This is a genomic window from Hyphomicrobium album (assembly GCF_009708035.1).
GTDB classification, from domain to species: Bacteria; Pseudomonadota; Alphaproteobacteria; order Rhizobiales; family Hyphomicrobiaceae; genus Hyphomicrobium_A; species Hyphomicrobium_A album.
Genome location: NZ_WMBQ01000001.1, coordinates 321174 through 338574, shown reverse-complemented (window position 1 = coordinate 338574; position 17401 = coordinate 321174). Strand labels below are relative to the sequence as shown.

Genomic DNA, 17401 nt, shown 5'->3' with positions numbered 1-17401 from the left:
CCGGCCTTCGGAGGGGGAATGATTCGCTCAACGATTCTAATGCTTGCCGCCGCCCTGCCGCTGGCGGGCACCGCCGGTTACGCCGTAGCTGCGCCTAGCGCCTCGGAGCCGGCAGTGGGCGCTACCGATCCGGCCATCACGCCGCCGATGGCACCGCCCACCGATACAAATCCCGTCGCCAGCGCCGTGCGCACCAAGCTGAACGGCCTCCCGACCGACGGCTCCGCCCAGGAGCTGAAGGAGCGCGCCGTCCTTTCGGATTTCTACGCCGCGCGCCGCGACGCGCCGATGTGGCTGAGCGAGGCCGGGCTCACCGAAAAAGGTGCAGCTCTCGGGGCGGAGATCCTCGAGGCCGACAACTGGGGCCTCAACGCCAAGGACTTCGACCTGCCGTCCATCCCGCCGGCAGCGCAACTCGACAGCGAGACGATCGGCAAGGCCGACGTCGAGATCTCGCTCGCCCTCCTGAAGTATGCGCGCTACGCCCGCGGCGGCCGCATCACCGAGCCGTCGATCCTGCTCAACTCCAACCTCGACCGCAAACCGCAGCTTCTCGATCCCGAGCTGGTGATCGTTGGCGCGGCCAATGCAGCCGACCCCGCCGCCTACGTGCGCGGCCTGCACCCGCAACATCCGCAGTTCCAGAAACTGCGCCAAGCCCTTCTCGGCAACAAGGGTAAGCCGCTGGCGCGCAAGATCCTCGCCAACATGGAAGAGTGGCGGTGGATGGCGGACCTGGGCGAGGTCCACATCATGGCGAACGTGCCGGAGTTCATGGTCTACCTCGTGAAGGACGGAGCGCGCATCCACACCGAGCGCATCGTCGTCGGCGAGACCGGCAAGCAGACGTCGATCTTCACGCGCAACTTGAAGACCATCGTCTTCAAGCCGATGTGGCGGGTGCCCGATTCCATCAAGGCGTATGAGTTGCAGCCCAATCTGCGGCGCGGCGGAAGCATGTTCCGCGAGCACGACCTCGACTTGGAAACGAAGGACGGCAAGCAGCTCGACTACCGCTCGATCGACTGGAACACGGCCAACATCCTCGACTACGAGGTCGTCCAGCACAATGGCCCGAAGAACGTCATGGGCGTGGTGAAGTTCACCTTCCCGAGCCAGCACACGATCTTCATGCACGACACGATAGACAAGTGGATGTTCGCGCAGGGCGTGCGGACGCTGAGCCACGGCTGCCTGCGGCTACGCAATCCCATGAAGATGGCCGAGGTGGTGCTCGCCGAGGACAAGGGCTGGGACGCCGCCAAGGTGCAGACGATGATGCGCCAGGGCGGCGACAACAACGAGGTCGTGCTGGAGAAGAAAATCCCCATGCACCTCGTCTACTTCACCGCCTGGGTCGACGACGACGGCAAGCTCAAGACGTTCAACGACATCTACGGGCATGAGAAGCGCATCGCGCTCGCCATCGAAGGCAAGTGGGAGCAGATCGACATCGGCCGCGACCACCTGGCGCCCGTGCAGGGAGGCCCAGGCGCAAGCGAGTTCTCGCCAGGGCCGCAGGCTCGCCAGCAACGCCGCCAGAAGCAGCCGTCGACCATCGTCGACATGGTGGGCAGCGCGTTGGGTGGCGGCTTCTAAGCTTGCGGGAAGGATTGTGGCGATGTTCGACGATCCCCTCGTCCGGCGGCTCCTCAAGCAGACCGTCGTCTGGCTGACGGTGCTCGGCGCCATCCTGTTTCTCGTCGCCGGAACGTTCGACTGGCCCGGCGCGTGGGTTCTGCTGATCGAAAGCGGCGTCATCGGCGTCATCTCGGGCGTACGCATCGCCCGGCACGACCCGGAACTCCTGAAGGAGCGCATGCGCGGCCCGATTCAGAAGGATCAGAAGCCGTGGGACAAACGGCTGCTCACGATCATCTTCTCGCTCTGCTTCCTTATGCCCATCGTCGCCGGGCTGGAGGTGCGGTTCGGCACGTCGACAATGCCGGTGTCGCTGCAGGTTCTGGGCGCGCTGGCACTGGCCTTCGGGTTCTACGTCTTCCACGTGGTCATGGAGACGAACTCGTATGCCAGCGCCGTGGTGCGCATCCAGAGCGAGCGCGGGCAGAAGGTGATCTCGACCGGACCTTATGCCTATGTCCGCCACCCGATGTATGGCGGTGCCATCGCCTATTTTCTCGGCCTCGGGCTGTTGCTCGGCTCCTGGTACGCCGTCGGCATCGGCATCGTCATCATCGCTCTGTTCGGCCTGCGCGCCGTGTGGGAGGAGGAGACGCTGGCGCGCGAGCTCGACGGTTATGCCGCCTACGCAGGGCGTGTCCGCTACCGGTTGATCCCCGGGGTGTGGTAGGCGCACAATCCGCGCGCCATGCCGCACGCGGACGATGCCTTCAACCTGCAGCGCTTCGTCGATGCGCAGGCGCCGATCTACGACCGCGTGCTCTTAGAGCTGCGCGAGGGACGCAAGCGCACCCACTGGATGTGGTTCGTCTTCCCGCAGATCGCCGGCCTTGGGTCGAGCCCGATGGCGCAGCGCTATGCCATCGCCTCGCATGCCGAGGCGGTCGCCTACCTCGCCCATCCCGTGCTCGGGTCGCGTCTGCGCGGATGCACCCGGCTCGTCGCCGCGACGGAAGGCCAGAGTGTTCACGACATCTTCGGCAGCCCCGACGACATGAAATTCCACTCGTCGATGACGCTGTTCGCCGAGGCTGCACCCGTCGATGCAGCCTTCCGGGCGGCGCTCGACAAATACTTCGGCGGCGAGCGTGATCCCGCCACACTGGCGCGGCTCTAGCCAGGCCGCGCACTTTGAAGCGCGCCGCATCGTCGGCATCGGCGTCGGCAAATTTCGCCGGCAAGCCGCATCCGATACAGCCATTTTTAGCAAATTTCGCCTAAGATCGGAGCAAATAAAGAAGCAAAAATGAAGTTAAGGGAGTCGTCCATGATCGGGTCATTGCTTGGTCAGATCGAGCTGATGTCGCTTGCGGAAGGCATGCACACGGCTGCGTTCACGGCATTCATCCTTACTGGGGTCGTCTGCTGCTTCAAGCACTCCGACAAGGGTGGCGCGCCGCGGCCCGTGCGCCGTGAGCTGACGGCCGGCCCGAAAACGAATGCGCATCGTCCCCGGCGTCGGCGCAGCACCCCGGCGACGGTACGAGTTGCATCGCGGCCTCGCCAGCTGTCGCTGCCGTTGGGCCATGTGGCTGCGTAGTTGCCGGCGGTGGGCTTTGCGTAAGGCTCCCGCATGTTGACGCAAATCGGCCGTATGAGCGCTTGCGGCAGGCAAGAGCAAAACGGCGGATAGAGCGCATGGCAACGGCCCGCGACCTGAAACGCATCGCGCTGGCACTCGCAGGCACGGGCGAGGCGCCGCACTTCGATCGCGCCGCCTTCAAGGTGAAACGCATCTACGCCACCCTCGCCGCCGACGGCAAGACGGCCAACCTGAAGTTCACGCCCGACGAGCAAGAGTTCAAATGCATGCTGGCGCCGGAGATCTTCGCGCCGGTGCCGAACGCCTGGGGCAAGCAGGGCTGGACGACGCTGACGCTCGCCAAGGCGACGACGGCGGACTTGACGGCGGCACTTGAAATGGCGTGGGCGCACGCGGTCCCTGCGAAACCGGCGCGAGGCAGACGCGCTTGAAGCCGGTTCTTGCTCTGACCGCAGCTTGCGGGCTCGCCTGTGCCGCACTGGCGGCGGAGGTGGCCGTGCGCCTCGACGATGCCAGCGTCCGCTTCGACCGCGCACGATGGCAAGCGTCCGTTTCCCACGACGGCATCAGCTTTTCCCCGCACGGCGAGGCGGCGCGCGAGCTCGATCCGGTCGTCTTACGCGTCGTCGCCGGGGAGCAATCATGCGCGGTGCTGGCTGCGACCGCGTTCGGCATCGGGCACTACGACCTTTCCGCCATCGAGGGCACGCCGATCGTGATCGGCGGCATCGGCGGCGAGCGCTTCATGGCTCACACGGGTTGCCGCAACGCGACGCCGCGCGGTGAGATCATCTGCGCGAAGGTCGCCGGCCGCACCTACCTCCTGCAAGCGCTCAATGCCGGCTGCGAAGGCCGCAACCTGTTCTCCGGCATCGGCCCGCTAGAAGAGATAGCCAGCGGCATCAGCTTTGCCGCACCGCGCTAAAGCACTTACGCCGCGGGAGGCGTGCGCGCGCCGCGCACGGCGGCAAAGCGCGGCCACAGGACGTTGAGGCACAGCCCCGTCATCACCAGCGCCGCGGCGCCGAGCTTCCAGCCTTGCAGGGGCTCCTGCAGCCACAGCGCCGAGGCGCCCATGCCGAACACGGGAACGAGCAGCGACATGGGCGCGATCGTCGCCGCCGGGTAGCGCGACAGCAGCCAGCCCCACACCGCATAGCCGAACAGCGTATTGGCGGCCGCCTGGTAGAGCACCGCGCTCCAGGTCGCGACGTCGGCATGCACCAGCCCATCGCGGATGGCGGGCCAGCCCTCGAAGGCGAGTGACAGCGCATAGAGCGGCGGCGCCGAGAAGAGGCTGCCCCACACCACGTAAGCCAGCATGTTCACGCCGGGCGTCGAGCGCGCAACGATATTGCCGCCTGCCCAGCACAGCGCCGCCAGCAGCACGAGACCGAGGCCGAGCTGCGTGGTCGCCGCGTCCGTGTGCGCGAGGATGACGCCGATGCCGGCCACGGCGAGCAGCAGCGCCGCCACCTGGAACGGCCTCACCCGCTCGCCGGTGAGCGAGGCGGCGAGCCCGATGGTGAAAAAGACCTGCAGCTGCACGACCAGCGAGGCGAGCCCCGGCGTGATGTCGGCGCGCATGGCGATGTAGAGGAGGCCGAACTGCCCCGCGCCGATCAGCAGCCCGTAGGCCGCGAGGTTCACCCACGGCACCGGCGGCCGCTTGAGGAAGAACACTGCCGGCAGCAGCGCCAGGGTGAAGCGCAGCGCCGCGAAGAGCAGCGGCGGCAGGTCGTCGAGGCCGAAGCGGATGACGACGAAGTTCGTCCCCCACACGGCCATGACGGCGAGCGCCAACAGGCCGTCGCGCAGGGAGAGCGGCTGCGACGGCATGTCAGCCGCGCTTCTGGTCCGGCGGGGTGGCCTCGTCCTTGAGCGCCGCGAGAGCTTCGGCGAAAGGCGTCACCGTCTGGTCCTGCGAGCCGAGGCGGCGGATCGACACCAGCCCCTCCTCCGCCTCGCGTTTGCCGACCACCAGCATCACCGGCACCTTGGCCAGCGAGTGCTCGCGCACCTTGTAGTTGATCTTCTCGTTCCTGAGATCGACGTCGACGCGCAGGCCCGCGGCGCGTATCTTCTCAGCGACCTGCAACGCATAGGCGTCGGCGTCGGACACAATGGTCGCCACCACGATCTGCAACGGCGCGAGCCACAGCGGGAAGTGGCCGGCGAAGTTCTCGATCAGCACGCCCGTGAAGCGCTCCAGCGAACCGAAGATGGCGCGGTGGATCATCACCGGCGTCTTCTTCTCCGAGTGCTCGTCGATGTAGAAGGCGCCGAGGCGGCCGGGCAGGTTGAAGTCGACCTGCGTCGTGCCGCACTGCCAGTCGCGGCCGATGGCGTCCTTCAGGACGTACTCGAACTTCGGGCCGTAGAAGGCGCCCTCGCCCGGGTTGATCGCCGTCTTGATGCGTCCCTGCCCGCGCTTCTCGATCTCCTTCAGCACCTTCGCCATGATGGCCTCGGCGTGGTCCCACTGCTCGTCGGTGCCGACGCGCTTTTCCGGCCGCGTCGACAACTTGACGACGATGTCCTTGAAGCCGAAGTCCTCATAGATGGACAAGAGCAGGTCGTTCACCTCGAGGCACTGCTCGGCAAGCTGCTCCTCGGTGATGAAGATGTGCGCGTCGTCCTGCGTGAAGTGGCGCACGCGCAAGAGCCCGTGCATGGCGCCCGACGGCTCGTAGCGGTGCACCTTGCCGAACTCGGAGATCTTCAGCGGCAGGTCGCGGTAGCTCTTCAAGCCGTGCTTGAAAATCTGCACGTGGCCGGGGCAGTTCATCGGCTTGCAGCAGAAGACGCGCTCGTCCGGCAGCTCCGTGACGAACATCATCTCGTGATAGTTCTCCCAATGGCCGGAGAGCTCCCAGAAGCTCTTTTCCATCATGTCGGGAGAGTTGACCTCGTTGTAGCCGGCCGCGTCGAGGCGGCGGCGCATGTAGGCGATAAGCGTCTGGAAGAGCGTCCAGCCCTTGGCGTGCCAGAAGACCGAGCCCGGCGCCTCCTCCTGGAAATGGAACAGGTCCATCTCGCGGCCGAGCTTGCGGTGATCGCGCTTCTCGGCTTCCTCGAGGCGATGCAGGTAGGCCTTGAGCTCGTCCTCCGTCGCCCATGCCGTGCCGTAGATCCGCTGCAGCATCGGCTTGTTCGGATCACCGCGCCAATAGGCGCCGGCGATCTTCTGCAGCTTGAACGCCTTGCCAATCTGCCCCGTCGAGGCCATGTGCGGGCCGCGGCAGAGGTCGAGCCATTCGCCCTGCTTATAGATCTTCAGCTCTTGGTCTTCGGGGATGGCGTCGACCAGCTCGACCTTGAAGTTCTCGCCGCGCTCGCGGAAGAAATCCTTTGCCTTTTTCCGGCTCCAGAATTCCTTCGTGAACGGTGCGTTCTTGGCGATGATCTCGCCCATCTTCTTTTCGATCTTGGCGAGATCGTCGGGGTGGAACGGCTCCTGCTTGGCGAAGTCGTAATAGAAGCCGTTCTCGATCACCGGGCCGATCGTCACCTGCGTCTTCGGCCAGATGTCCTGCACGGCCTCGGCCATGACGTGTGCGGCGTCGTGCCGGATCAGCTCGAGGGCTTCCGGATCGTTACGCGACACGAACTTGATCGCGGCGTCGGCGGTAATGGGATCGGCGAGATCGGCGAGCTTGCCGTCGAGGCTCATGGCCACGGTGCGCTTGGCCAGAGAGGGCGAAATCGACTTGGCGACCTCGAGCCCCGTCGTCCCCGATTTCACCTGGCGGCTCGCGCCATCGGGAAACGTCAACGTAACGTCGGACATCGTCTCGCTCCTCTCACTCGCTGCCTACCAACGCAGCGTAAGTTGGAGCGGTTATGTGCGGCGCGGGGCGGTCAGAGTCAAGCCGGGGGAGCGTTTCTCACCGAGCGCCGGTCTGATCGGCCTGCAAGCGGGCCTTCAGCTCGCCGAGGCCGCAATTGTCGCAGCAGACCAGGCGTTTCGGCGGTCTCCGGTCACGCAGACAGCTACAGTTCAATTGAAACCGGTCGCGCACGCTGATGAAGGACATCCCTTCCGGCGTGTGGCGCAGGCGGGATCCGCTGGCTTCGTTCACGGCCGTGTCGAGCAGCGGGTCGGTCACCGGCTTGGTGAGGGCTGCGCTCAGCAATCGACCGCGATCGCCAAGCTTGGCCTGCATGACTATCGTCTCGTCGAAGAGCTTCTTTCTCTCGCGTCGGCTCCGCGTGCCTTGCACGAGCTGCGCCATGCTCACCGCGGTGCAGAAGCTGTCGCGGAAGACCCGATCGCCCTCAGCCGAGCGCAAAGCATCTGCTAGTTGGGTGAGCTGGCTACGCAAGGGCGCGACCTTGTCGAGCTCGGCGGGGGTGAAGTGCATGGCTGGCGTGCGATCGGATTGCGCCCCCGCGCCGGGTGCGCCCCCATCATCGCATGGCACGCGCACGATCTTGCCGACGGCGGCGACGTAGCGAGTGCACTCCACCTCCTCGGCGCTCGTGGCGAAGCCGCCGACTTGCAACAACGCATCAGCAAGACACAAAACAACGAACAGCCGGCGCATCGAGCGGCCCCCGGGGTAGCCGGAATATGCGGGTCAGCATCTCGCAGCTGGGGTGCAGTTGCCAAGCGTCAGTTGAAAATAGAGAAAACGGCGGCGAAGAAGGCGCTGATGGCGGCAAGGATGCCGAGCAGGATATTGGCCAGCATCTCGAGCAGGCTCTCGAAGACGTCCGAAACGTTGGCGCCAACAACGATCACGCCCGTCCCGCCGGTGGCGACCAGCGCCGCCGTCACCGCGCTGAAAACCGTGTACCAGAGCACGGCGAACAGGATGAGGCCGACGACCGCCGCGACGGCGAGCGTGCGCAGGAACGTGCTGGACGTCTGGGGTGGGGCGGGCGGCGAGGGCGTCATGGACGGGCTCCGATCGGGACACGGAGCATAGCGGCAATTTAGCCGCCACGGTGTTCCTTCGGAAATAGCGCGGCGGCAAGCTACTTCTTCGGCAGCTCGAGGCCCATCTCGCGGTAGCGCTCCGGATCGTCCTGCCAGTTCGAGCGGACCTTCACGAACAGGAACAGGTGGACCGGGCGTTCGAGGATCGCCGTCAGCTCGCGGCGCGAGTCCATCGACACCTGCTTGATAGTCTGCCCGCCCTTGCCGAGCATGATCGCCTTCTGTCCGTCGCGGGCGACGAAGATCGTCTGCTCGATGCGCACCGAGCCGTCCCGGCGCTCGGTCCACTCGGTTGTCTCCACGGTCGAGGCGTAGGGCACCTCGTCGTGCAGGCGGTGGAAGATCTTCTCGCGGGTGATCTCGGCGGCGAGCAGGCGTAGCGGCGCGTCGGTGAGATCGTCGGCCGGGTAGTGCCAGGGTCCGGGCGGCACGCGTGCGGCGAGGTTGTGCTTGAGATCCCCGATGCCGTCGCCGTCGGTGGCGGAGATCATGTAGACGCCATCGAAGGTGAGCTTCTGGTTGAGATCGGCGGCCAGTTCCAGCAGCTTCTCGCGGCTCCCCAGCTTGTCGATCTTGTTGAGCGCCAGGAGACGCGGCAGCTTCACACCTTCGAGCTTGGTGACGATGCCCGCCACCTCCTCGTCGAGCCCGCGCGCCGCATCGACGACGAGCACGACGATGTCGGCATCGCGGGCGCCGCCCCAGGCCGCTTCCACCATCGCCGTCTCGAGACGCTTCTTGGGTGCGAATACGCCCGGCGTGTCGACGAAGACGAGTTGGCTGTCGCCCTCGTTGGCGATGCCGCGCACGGGAACGCGCGTCGTCTGCACCTTGTGCGAGACGATCGACACCTTGGCGCCGACCAGCGCGTTGACCAGCGTCGACTTGCCGGCGTTGGGCGCGCCGATGACGGCGATGAAGCCGCAACGCTGCTGCGCGGCGTCGGGCATTCCTTTTGGGTCGTCTCGCTCACTCATGGGCTTCCGCTCCTGCGACGCCCTCGCGCTCCAGCAATGCCCGCGCCGCCGCCTGTTCGGCCGAGCGCTTGGAGGCGCCCTCGCCGCGCGCCGGCTCGCAACCGCTGATGCGCACCTCGGAGATGAAGCGCGGGGCGTGGTCGGGTCCCTTGCGGCTCACCTCGATGTACTCGGGCAGCGCCAGGCCCTTGCCTTGCGCCCATTCCTGCAGCGCCGACTTCGCGTCGGGACTGGCGCCCGTCTGATGCTGGTCGTCGTTGCTGCCCCAGAGGCGCCGGACGACGGAGCGCGCCGCCTCGAAGCCGGCGTCGAGAAAGATGGCACCGAGGATCGCCTCCATCGCGTCGGCGAGGATGGTGCCCTTGGCGCGACCGCCGCTGCCGGCCTCGCTGTCGGACAAGATAAGGTTGGAACCCAGGCCGATGGAGCGGGCGACCCGTGCGCACGCCTCGCCCCGCACCAGTCGATTGTAGCGGCGGGCGAGTTCACCCTCGCTGGCCGAGGGGAACCGCTCGCTCAAGGCTTCGGCGATGACGAGGCCTAGCACGCGGTCGCCGATGAACTCGAGTCGCTCGTTGTCACTGGTCTGCTCCTTGCCGCCGCGCATGCTGGCGTGCGTCAAGGCAACCGCGATCAGCTGCTGGTTCTTGAAGCGATGCCCCAGCGCTTTCTCGAGTTCCTTGAACTTTCGCGGACGCAGTATCACGGGATGAGCTTAAAATGTTTGCGGGCGCTGCGCCGGACTGGCGGTGGCGCGGCCGGGAGGCATGGCGCAAGCTAACGAACGAGCTTGAAGAAACGGTTCCAGCGAATGTCGAACGGCCACGTCCACGGGCTCCACCAGCGGAAGGCATCCGGCTCGTCGACGGCGGCGGAGAAGAAGATGATCTCGGCGCGCCCGATGAGATTGTCGAACGGCACGTAGCCCACGCCCCACGAGGCGCGGCTGTCGGTGGAGTTGTCGCGGTTGTCGCCCATCATGAAGTAGTGCCCCACTGGCACCTTGTAGGGGCCGACGTTGTCGAACGGACCGTTCTCCTCAGCGTCGAGCACCGTGTACTTCACGCCGTTGGGCAGTGTCTCCTCGTACGCGGGAATGGGACGCGGGGGACCTGCGTCCTCCTGGGTGACGAAGTCGCCGATGCGCTTGCGCGGAACTTCCTGGCCGTTGATGTAAAGCACGCCCGAGCGCACATCGATCTGATCGCCCGGAAGGCCGACGACGCGCTTGATGTAGTCGGTGGAATTATCGCGCGGCAGCTTGAACACGACGACATCGCCGCGCTTGGGCTCGGCGGGGAAGATGCGCCCCTCAAAAGGGATGAAGTTGTAGAACGAGTAGCGGCTGTAGCCGTAGGAGAGCTTGGACACGAAGAGGTAGTCGCCGATCAGCAGCGTCTCCTTCATCGAGCCCGACGGGATGTTGAATGGCTGGTAGAGGAAGGTGCGCACGACCATGGCAATGGCCAGCGCCTCGATGACGATGGTGGCCGTCTCCAGCCATCCGCCCTTCCTGGTATTCGCCGATACGGCCATGCGAAACTCCCAATGCGGCAGGCCCGGCTGCACGCCCGGGCCGCTATAGCCATTTTGCCGTCGCGGCGCAATTCGCGCGGTAGTCCCAGTGTGCTGGCATGTCGCGGTGCGGCATGCCGTTCCCTGTCAGCGTCTGTCACCCTTCTCGGGAAGCCCGGAGATGATGACGATGGCGGCGGCCAGGGGAAAATCGTCGGTGAGCGTCAGATCGATCCGGGCCTCGTAACCCTCGGGCGTCATCTCCTTGAGAATCTTCGCCGCTCCACCGGTTAGCCTGAGGGTTGGGCGCCCCGAAGGCAGGTTCACGACGCCCATGTCGCGCCAGTAGACGCCGTGGCTGAGACCCGTGCCCAGCGCCTTGGCGCACGCCTCCTTGGCGGCGAACCGTTTGGCGTAGGATGCCGCCCGCTGGCGGCGGCCTTCCGACTTCTTGCGCTCCAGCTCGGTGAACACGCGGGAGATGAACCGATCGCCGTAGCGCGCGAGCGTCTTTTCGATGCGACGGATGTCGATGAGGTCGTTGCCGACGCCAAGGATCACGCAGACCTCGCTTGCTGGCCAGCGAGTGCTGCTTCGTTGCGCGCGTCATCCATGAGCGCCCGCATGCGCTGCACCGCGCGCCCCAGGCCGCCGAAGATGGCTTCGCCGATAAGGAAGTGCCCGATGTTGAGCTCGACGATCTGCGGCAGGCGCGACACCGCTGCGACCGTATTGAAGGTCAGCCCGTGACCGGCGTGCGCCTCGAGCCCTGCATCATCGGCGAGGCGCGCCGCCTTGGTGATGCGTTCCAGCTCCTTGGCGACGGCGGCCGCATTGCCCTCGAGCGCCCGCTCGCAATAGGCGCCGGTGTGCAGCTCGACGATGTCGGCGCCGATGCGCGCCGAAGCCTCCACCGCGCCGGCATCCGGCTCGATGAACAGCGACACGCGGATGCCCGCGTCCTGCAGCTCGCCGACGATGCGCTCCAGCCGCGCCCCACCGCCGCCGACGTCGAGGCCGCCTTCGGTCGTGCGTTCCTCGCGCCGTTCGGGAACGATGCAGCAGGCGTTGGGCAAATGCCGCAGGGCGATGGCGAGCATCTCGTCGGTGGCGGCCATTTCAAGATTGAGCGGCCGCGTCAGCTCGCTTTTCAAGCGGGCGATGTCGTCGTCGGAAATGTGCCGCCGGTCTTCGCGCAGGTGCGCGGTGATGCCGTCGGCGCCCGCCTCGACGGCAATGTGCGCGGCCCGCAGGGGGTCGGGGTGGCGACCGCCGCGGGCATTACGGATGGTGGCGACGTGATCGATGTTCACGCCGAGGCGCAAATTGGGGAAGGTCCGCATTTCGATAGGCCAGGAAATTTAATGGGTGGGCGGACTATTCGGCCGCCTCTGTCGCCCGGTTCATAATACGTAGCCGCCATCCGCGGACGACGTTCCTCGAAATATAGTAGACGATTGCTGCCGTGAGCAGGCCAATTGGCACGCTGCCGGCAAGCATCGGCCATAGGAGCGGCCACAACAGGGCGGCCGTCGCGTCGAAAAGCTGGGGCGACGGGTCGATGAGGGCGCCCCACAGCAACATGACGTTGCGTTGTACGGCGCCCGGGTCCATGGCGGTTTCGAGGCCGACCATCTGCAGCCCCATGACGTAGGTCGACACCCAAATGAACGGCCAACTCAGCGGGTTGCCGACGAACGTGCCGATGATCGCCGCCGGCACGCTGGCGCGCAGCACCAGGGCAAGAATGACTGCCAACAAGGTCTGTACGCCCAGCAGAGGGGTGATGGAGACGAAGGCGCCCAGCGCGCAACCCAGCGCGATCTCATGCGGGCTCGACTTCAGGCTGACAAGGCGACGGCCGGTCGTGCGTACGCCCTGCAGCCACCTCCAGCGCGGAAGCGAAAACACAACACCCGAACGGGCCTGCAACTGCTGACGAGGGTTAAGCACCATACCTTCGACTACTCCGGTGTGGCCGAGCTTATGTCTGTTCCCCGCCTGACAGATTCTCCTATTAATCGAATACCCGCTCAACCTTGTTGACCACTGCTTTCTCACGAAGGCCGGCTATGATGTGGTTCAAATGCACCAGGTCGAGAACCTCCAGCTCGATGCGCATTTCCGTGAAATCGGAGGCTCGGCGCATCATCCTGACGTTATCGATGTTGCCGCCAGCCTCACCTATAACTTTGGCAATCTGGGCCAAAGTTCCCGGTTCGTTTAGGGCTGTGACACTTATGCGGGCCGGAAAACGCTGGGGCGTGTCGGTGTCGACGTCCCAGGTCACGTCGATCCAGCCCTCGTGCTCGTATTCCCTGAGTCGGGGCGAATGGATCTGGAAGATGCGGATCCCTTCCCCCGGGATCATGACCCCGACGATGCGATCGCCCGGTACGGCGCCGCCCGGCTCGAAGCTGACTGGCAGGTCGTCGTTGACGCCGCGGATGGCCAGGCCGCTAGCCGGACCGGCTCCTTTGGGTTCGGCGTCACTGCGGAACTTGAGGCTCATCACCCGATCGATGTTGAACCAGCCGTCCTGACCGCGGGCGCGGCCGAAGCGGCGCGTGCGCCGGTAGGTCGGCTTCTTCGGCTCATGCTCGACCGCGTCCGGGATCGTCGCCTTGAGGACGTTGTCGATCGGGAGCTCATTGCGCCCGACGGCGGCAAGCGCATCCTCGAGTGATTTGTAGCTCAGCCGTGGAAGCGCCTTCTTCAGCGTCTCGTCGGTGAACTCTTCGCCGAGGCGCTCGAAGTGCGAGGCGAGGAGGCGGCGCCCGAGCTCGCTGTACTGGCGGCGCACGGCATCGCGCGCGGCGCGGCGTATGGCCGAGCGCGCGCGGCCGGTGACCACGAGGTTCTCCCAGGCCGCCGGCGGCGTGTGGTTCTTGGCCGTCTCGATCTCGACCTCGTCGCCGTTGCGCAACTGGCTGTCGATGGGCACGTGGCGGCCGTTGACGAAGGCGCCTACCGCGCCGTTGCCGACGTCGGTGTGCACCGCATACGCGAAGTCGAGCGGCGTCGCGCCGCGCGGCAGGGCGATGAGGCGCCCCTTCGGCGTGAAGCAGAACACCTGATCCTGGAACAGCTCGAGCTTGGTGTGCTCGAGGAACTCCTCCGGGTTGGAGCCTTCGAGCAGCGTCTCGACGAGCCGGCGAAGCCAGACGTATGGCCCCACTTCCTTCTGCGACTCGCTGACCGGCCGGCTGAGAAGCTGGCCGTTCATGCGCGTCGTATCCTTGTACATCGCGTGCGCGGCGACGCCGTACTCGGCGATATCGTGCATCACGCGCGTGCGGATCTGCAGCTCGACGCGTTGGTGCCGCGGCCCGACGATGGTCGTGTGGATCGACTGATAGTTGTTCTGCTTGGGCGTCGAGATGTAGTCCTTGAAGCGACCGGGGACGGTTCGCCAGGTCGTATGCGCGACACCCAGCACGCGGTAGCAGTCGTCGATCGACTTGGTGATGACGCGGAAGGCGAAGATGTCGGACAGCTGCTCGAGGCTGATCTGCTTGTTGGCCATCTTGCGCCAGATGGCATAGGCCTTCTTCTCCCGCCCCGACACTTCCGCGTCGATGCCGACCTCGGCCAGTTTGGCGGCCAGCGCGGCACGAATTTCCTCGACGAGGCCCTCGTTCGACTTGCGCAACTCGGCGAGCTTCGCGGTGACCGCGGCGTAGGCATCGGGATGCAGCCAGCGAAAAGCGTGGTCCTCCAGCTCCTCGCGCATCTTTTCCATGCCCATGCGCGCGGCCAGCGGCGCATAGATGTCGAGCGTCTCCTCGGAGATGCGCTTGCGCGTCTCGGGCTTCACATGCTCGAGCGTGCGCATGTTGTGCACGCGGTCGGCAAGCTTCACGAGCAGGACGCGGATGTCGCTGGAGATGGCGACGAGAAGCTTACGGAAGTTCTCGGCCTGCTCGGCCTTCTTCGTGACGAGGTCGAGACGGCGGATCTTGGTGAGGCCGTCGACGAGCCTGCCGATCTCGGGCCCGAACAGCTGATCGATCTCCGCCCGGGTGATGGGCGTGTCCTCGATGACGTCGTGCAGCAGCGCCGTGACGATCGTCGCCTCGTCGAGCTTCAGGTCGGTGAGAATGGCGGCGACTTCGAGGGGATGCGAGAAGTACGGGTCACCGGAGGCGCGCTTCTGATTGCCGTGCGCCTTCATGGCGTAGACATAGGCGCGATTGAGCAGCGCCTCGTCCGCCTTAGGATCGTAGCTCTGAACCCGCTCGACGAGCTCGTATTGCCGCATCATGGCCCGCCGCTCCTAGTGTGATGCTCGAGAAACACGTCATCGTTCGCGGCGAAGTACCGAACGAATTTCTCGATCTGAATCACACTAGCCAGTCTCCGAGTCCAGTGTCCCTTATGCTTCCGAAGTTCGCTCCGACCGAGCAGCGAACTGTGGCGAACTTCGGAATCGGGACACTAGGCCGGCCGCGGCCGAGGGTGATACCGGCTCCCGCTTCAACGCTGGCCCGGCGCTATGCTCAACGGCCGCGATCGCGCTCCCGAGGCCCGCCATTGGGACCGCCGTTTGCCGACGGCTCGGTCGGGGTCATGCTTTCCAGGCCGCGCAGCAGCTGCTCTTCTGTCATAACGTCGACAACGCTGTCGCTCGACTGGTCGTCGCGGCCGAGGACAGGTGAGCGGCGATCGGGGGGCAGCAGCGGAGCGGCGACCGCCTCCGGCTCGTCGACCTCGACGTTCTTCTGGATGGAGTGGATGAGCGACTCGCGCATGTCCTCCGGCGGGATCGTCTTTTCGGCGATCTCGCGCAGAGCGATGACCGGGTTCTTGTCGTCGTTGACGGGGATGGTCACGGCACTGCCGTCGGCGATCGAACGCGCGCGATGCGCGGCTAGCAGAACCAGTTCGAACCGGTTCGGAACCTTGTCCACGCAATCTTCGACAGTCACGCGTGCCATCAGCGACACCCCTCTAGGAACAGGCAGATCAAAAGGGAAACGGCGCCGCGCCCGCGGAAACGCGGCCTAGCGGCGCCAAGGCCTCTGTCGTCGCATGAAAGAACGCGCAAATCAAGCCAGGATGAAGCTTTGTTGATCACCAATGCCGGGTTATAACTTCGGCGTCGCCCCAGCGCGCGACAAGATCAGCTTCTCCAACTTTTGCCAAAGCTCACCGTTGATCCTAGATTATGCAGTGTTGACTTGGGGGATACTCGGTGCTTCACATTGTCGCTAAAAATCGAGCCAATATAATACCTTGGCCGTCTGAGAAGGTGCTAAGAATCCGGCATCCGCACGTCGCCGGCCACAACGGCTCTGCGGGCCCCTTTCATTGAGAACTACTGTGTAAGTGCTTTTATGCACTTGCCGCCTTAAGGGTGAAGGAATGCATTTCTACCAGAACGAACGCATCGCTCTGTTCATCGACGGAGCCAACCTCTACGCCACGGCCAAGTCGCTCGGCTTCGATATCGACTACAAACGTCTGCTCGCGCTCTTCCGCCAGAAGGGTCAGCTCGTGCGCGCCCTCTACTACACGGCGCTCGCCGAGGACCAAGAGTATTCCTCCATTCGGCCCCTCATCGACTGGCTCGACTACAACGGCTTCACCATGGTGACGAAGCCGACGAAGGAGTTCACCGACGCCTCCGGTCGCCGCAAGGTGAAGGGCAACATGGACATCGAGCTGAGCGTCGATGCCATGCGGTTGGCCGACAACCTCGACCATATCGTGCTGTTCTCGGGCGACGGAGACTTCCGCAGCCTCGTCGCCGCTTTGCAGCAGAAGGGCAAGCGCGTCAGCGTCGTCTCCACCCTGCAGACGCAGCCGCCGATGGTCGCCGACGAGTTGCGCCGGCAAGCGGATCAGTTCGTCGACCTCGCCGACCTCGAGCAGCTCATCTGCCGTGATCCGGCTGCGCGGACGGCTCGCGAGGGTGGTCGCTCGTTCGGCGGCAGCAGCCGCGGCGGATACGGCGCGCGCACCGAGCCTGCCTCCTTCCAGGAAAACGACGACCTGTCCGAAGAGGTCTGACGGCAAATAGCCGATGGGCGCAGCGGGGGACACATTCGCGCCGGAGGCGCCGAAGCTGTGCAGCCGCTGCCCCCGGCTGGTTGAGTTCCGCGAGGACAACCAGCGCAAACATCCCGATTGGTTCAACGGCGCGGTGCCCTCGTTCGGCGACCTAGGTGCCCGGCTGCTCATTGTCGGACTGGCTCCCGGGCTCAACGGCGCCAACCGCACCGGTCGCCCGTTCACCGGCGACTACGCCGGCGACCTCCTCTATTCGACGCTGCTGCAGTTCGGCTTCGCCCGCGGTCACTATGACGCGCGGGCCGACGACGGCTTCGAGCTCGTCGACTGCATCATCTCGAATTCGGTGCGCTGCGTGCCGCCGCAGAACAAGCCGACGCCACAAGAGATCAGCACCTGCTGCAACTTTCTTCGCTCGCGTATGGGCTCCTTGCCGAACGTCCGCGTCATGGTCGCGCTCGGACGCATTGCGCACGACAGCGCTCTCGCCGCGCTCGGCTGCCGCAAATCGCAGTATCCGTTCGCGCACGCGGCGCACCACGAGTTGCCGAGCGGCGTACACCTCATCGATAGCTTCCACTGCTCGCGCTACAACACCAATACGCGGCGGCTGACAGAGGAAATGTTCCACGCGGTGTTTGCCGACGTGCGCAATTTCCTGGCAACGACGCCGGCGAAGGCGCCGCGGCATTGACCGCCGAACGGCGCATTCCCTTGTGGACTTTCGTGGCGCGCCTGCCGATGCTATCCCAGCGTTGCGCAGCAACACGC

Annotated in this window: 20 protein-coding genes; 8 read left to right on the top strand and 12 right to left on the bottom strand. The window is 65.4% G+C overall.

The genetic code is table 11. The annotated features are described in order from the left end of the window. The first annotated feature begins 18 nt into the window (after positions 1–18). From GIW81_RS01545 to GIW81_RS01520, 6 genes are all read left to right on the top strand, one after another. Positions 19–1599, top strand: coding sequence for a L,D-transpeptidase scaffold domain-containing protein (locus tag GIW81_RS01545; protein ID WP_195930302.1), 1581 nt, complete (start codon positions 19–21; stop codon positions 1597–1599). 22 nt (positions 1600–1621) lie between these two features. Beyond that, positions 1622–2311 carry a methyltransferase family protein gene (locus tag GIW81_RS01540; protein WP_154737592.1) on the top strand — a complete coding sequence of 230 codons (690 nt, stop codon included), beginning with the start codon at positions 1622–1624 and terminating at the stop codon, positions 2309–2311. An 18-nt stretch (positions 2312–2329) separates the two neighbouring features. Continuing rightward, positions 2330–2758 carry a DUF1810 domain-containing protein gene (locus GIW81_RS01535; RefSeq protein WP_154737591.1) on the top strand — a complete coding sequence of 143 codons (429 nt, stop codon included), beginning with the start codon at positions 2330–2332 and terminating at the stop codon, positions 2756–2758. A gap of 150 nt (positions 2759–2908) precedes the next feature. Next, positions 2909–3181 (top strand): hypothetical protein, encoded by a 273-nt coding sequence (locus GIW81_RS01530; protein ID WP_154737590.1) that lies wholly within the window; start codon positions 2909–2911, stop codon positions 3179–3181. A 98-nt stretch (positions 3182–3279) separates the two neighbouring features. Continuing rightward, positions 3280–3615, top strand: a complete 336-nt coding sequence (locus GIW81_RS01525) for an MmcQ/YjbR family DNA-binding protein (RefSeq protein ID WP_154737589.1) — start codon at positions 3280–3282, stop codon at positions 3613–3615. Beyond that, positions 3612–4109 carry a hypothetical protein gene (locus GIW81_RS01520; RefSeq protein ID WP_154737588.1) on the top strand — a complete coding sequence of 166 codons (498 nt, stop codon included), beginning with the start codon at positions 3612–3614 and terminating at the stop codon, positions 4107–4109. The genes GIW81_RS01525 and GIW81_RS01520 overlap by 4 nt, the downstream gene beginning before the upstream one ends. Positions 4110–4114: 5 nt before the next feature. On the opposite strand, the gene GIW81_RS01515 is transcribed toward GIW81_RS01520, so the two are convergent. The 12 genes from GIW81_RS01515 to rpoZ form a co-directional block, all read right to left on the bottom strand. After that, a complete protein-coding gene (locus GIW81_RS01515) occupies positions 4115–5023 on the bottom strand; it encodes an EamA family transporter (RefSeq protein WP_154737587.1) in 909 nt (302 codons plus the stop codon). Between the two features lies 1 nt (position 5024). After that, positions 5025–6974: a threonine--tRNA ligase gene (thrS, locus tag GIW81_RS01510; protein WP_154737586.1), complete on the bottom strand. Its 1950-nt coding sequence runs from the start codon at positions 6972–6974 to the stop codon at positions 5025–5027. Positions 6975–7071: 97 nt separating this feature from the next. Further along, positions 7072–7731: a hypothetical protein gene (locus GIW81_RS01505; RefSeq protein WP_154737585.1), complete on the bottom strand. Its 660-nt coding sequence runs from the start codon at positions 7729–7731 to the stop codon at positions 7072–7074. A gap of 68 nt (positions 7732–7799) precedes the next feature. Continuing rightward, positions 7800–8084 (bottom strand): hypothetical protein, encoded by a 285-nt coding sequence (locus tag GIW81_RS01500; RefSeq protein WP_154737584.1) that lies wholly within the window; start codon positions 8082–8084, stop codon positions 7800–7802. A gap of 80 nt (positions 8085–8164) precedes the next feature. Further along, positions 8165–9103, bottom strand: coding sequence for a GTPase Era (era, locus tag GIW81_RS01495; RefSeq protein ID WP_154737583.1), 939 nt, complete (start codon positions 9101–9103; stop codon positions 8165–8167). Then, the gene (gene rnc / locus GIW81_RS01490; RefSeq protein WP_407658183.1) at positions 9096–9806 is read right to left on the bottom strand and encodes a ribonuclease III; all 711 of its coding nucleotides are present in this window, start codon (positions 9804–9806) and stop codon (positions 9096–9098) included. Before rnc ends, era begins: the two co-directional genes overlap by 8 nt. A gap of 74 nt (positions 9807–9880) precedes the next feature. After that, a complete protein-coding gene (gene lepB / locus GIW81_RS01485) occupies positions 9881–10639 on the bottom strand; it encodes a signal peptidase I (RefSeq protein WP_154737582.1) in 759 nt (252 codons plus the stop codon). 126 nt (positions 10640–10765) lie between these two features. Further along, positions 10766–11179: a holo-ACP synthase gene (gene acpS / locus GIW81_RS01480; protein ID WP_324614855.1), complete on the bottom strand. Its 414-nt coding sequence runs from the start codon at positions 11177–11179 to the stop codon at positions 10766–10768. Further along, positions 11176–11961, bottom strand: a complete 786-nt coding sequence (locus tag GIW81_RS01475; RefSeq protein ID WP_154737581.1) for a pyridoxine 5'-phosphate synthase — start codon at positions 11959–11961, stop codon at positions 11176–11178. Before GIW81_RS01475 ends, acpS begins: the two co-directional genes overlap by 4 nt. A gap of 34 nt (positions 11962–11995) precedes the next feature. Further along, positions 11996–12574, bottom strand: coding sequence for a DUF2062 domain-containing protein (locus GIW81_RS01470; protein WP_154737580.1), 579 nt, complete (start codon positions 12572–12574; stop codon positions 11996–11998). A 61-nt stretch (positions 12575–12635) separates the two neighbouring features. Beyond that, positions 12636–14882, bottom strand: a complete 2247-nt coding sequence (locus GIW81_RS01465) for a RelA/SpoT family protein (protein ID WP_154737579.1) — start codon at positions 14880–14882, stop codon at positions 12636–12638. A 235-nt stretch (positions 14883–15117) separates the two neighbouring features. Continuing rightward, positions 15118–15555, bottom strand: coding sequence for a DNA-directed RNA polymerase subunit omega (gene rpoZ / locus GIW81_RS01460; RefSeq protein WP_154737578.1), 438 nt, complete (start codon positions 15553–15555; stop codon positions 15118–15120). A gap of 427 nt (positions 15556–15982) precedes the next feature. Here rpoZ and GIW81_RS01455 point away from each other — a divergent pair, with 427 nt between their 5' ends. Both GIW81_RS01455 and GIW81_RS01450 read left to right on the top strand, forming a co-directional pair. Continuing rightward, positions 15983–16630 carry a LabA-like NYN domain-containing protein gene (locus GIW81_RS01455; RefSeq protein WP_154737577.1) on the top strand — a complete coding sequence of 216 codons (648 nt, stop codon included), beginning with the start codon at positions 15983–15985 and terminating at the stop codon, positions 16628–16630. A gap of 13 nt (positions 16631–16643) precedes the next feature. Continuing rightward, positions 16644–17324, top strand: a complete 681-nt coding sequence (locus tag GIW81_RS01450; RefSeq protein ID WP_154737576.1) for a uracil-DNA glycosylase — start codon at positions 16644–16646, stop codon at positions 17322–17324. Positions 17325–17401: the final 77 nt, after the last annotated feature.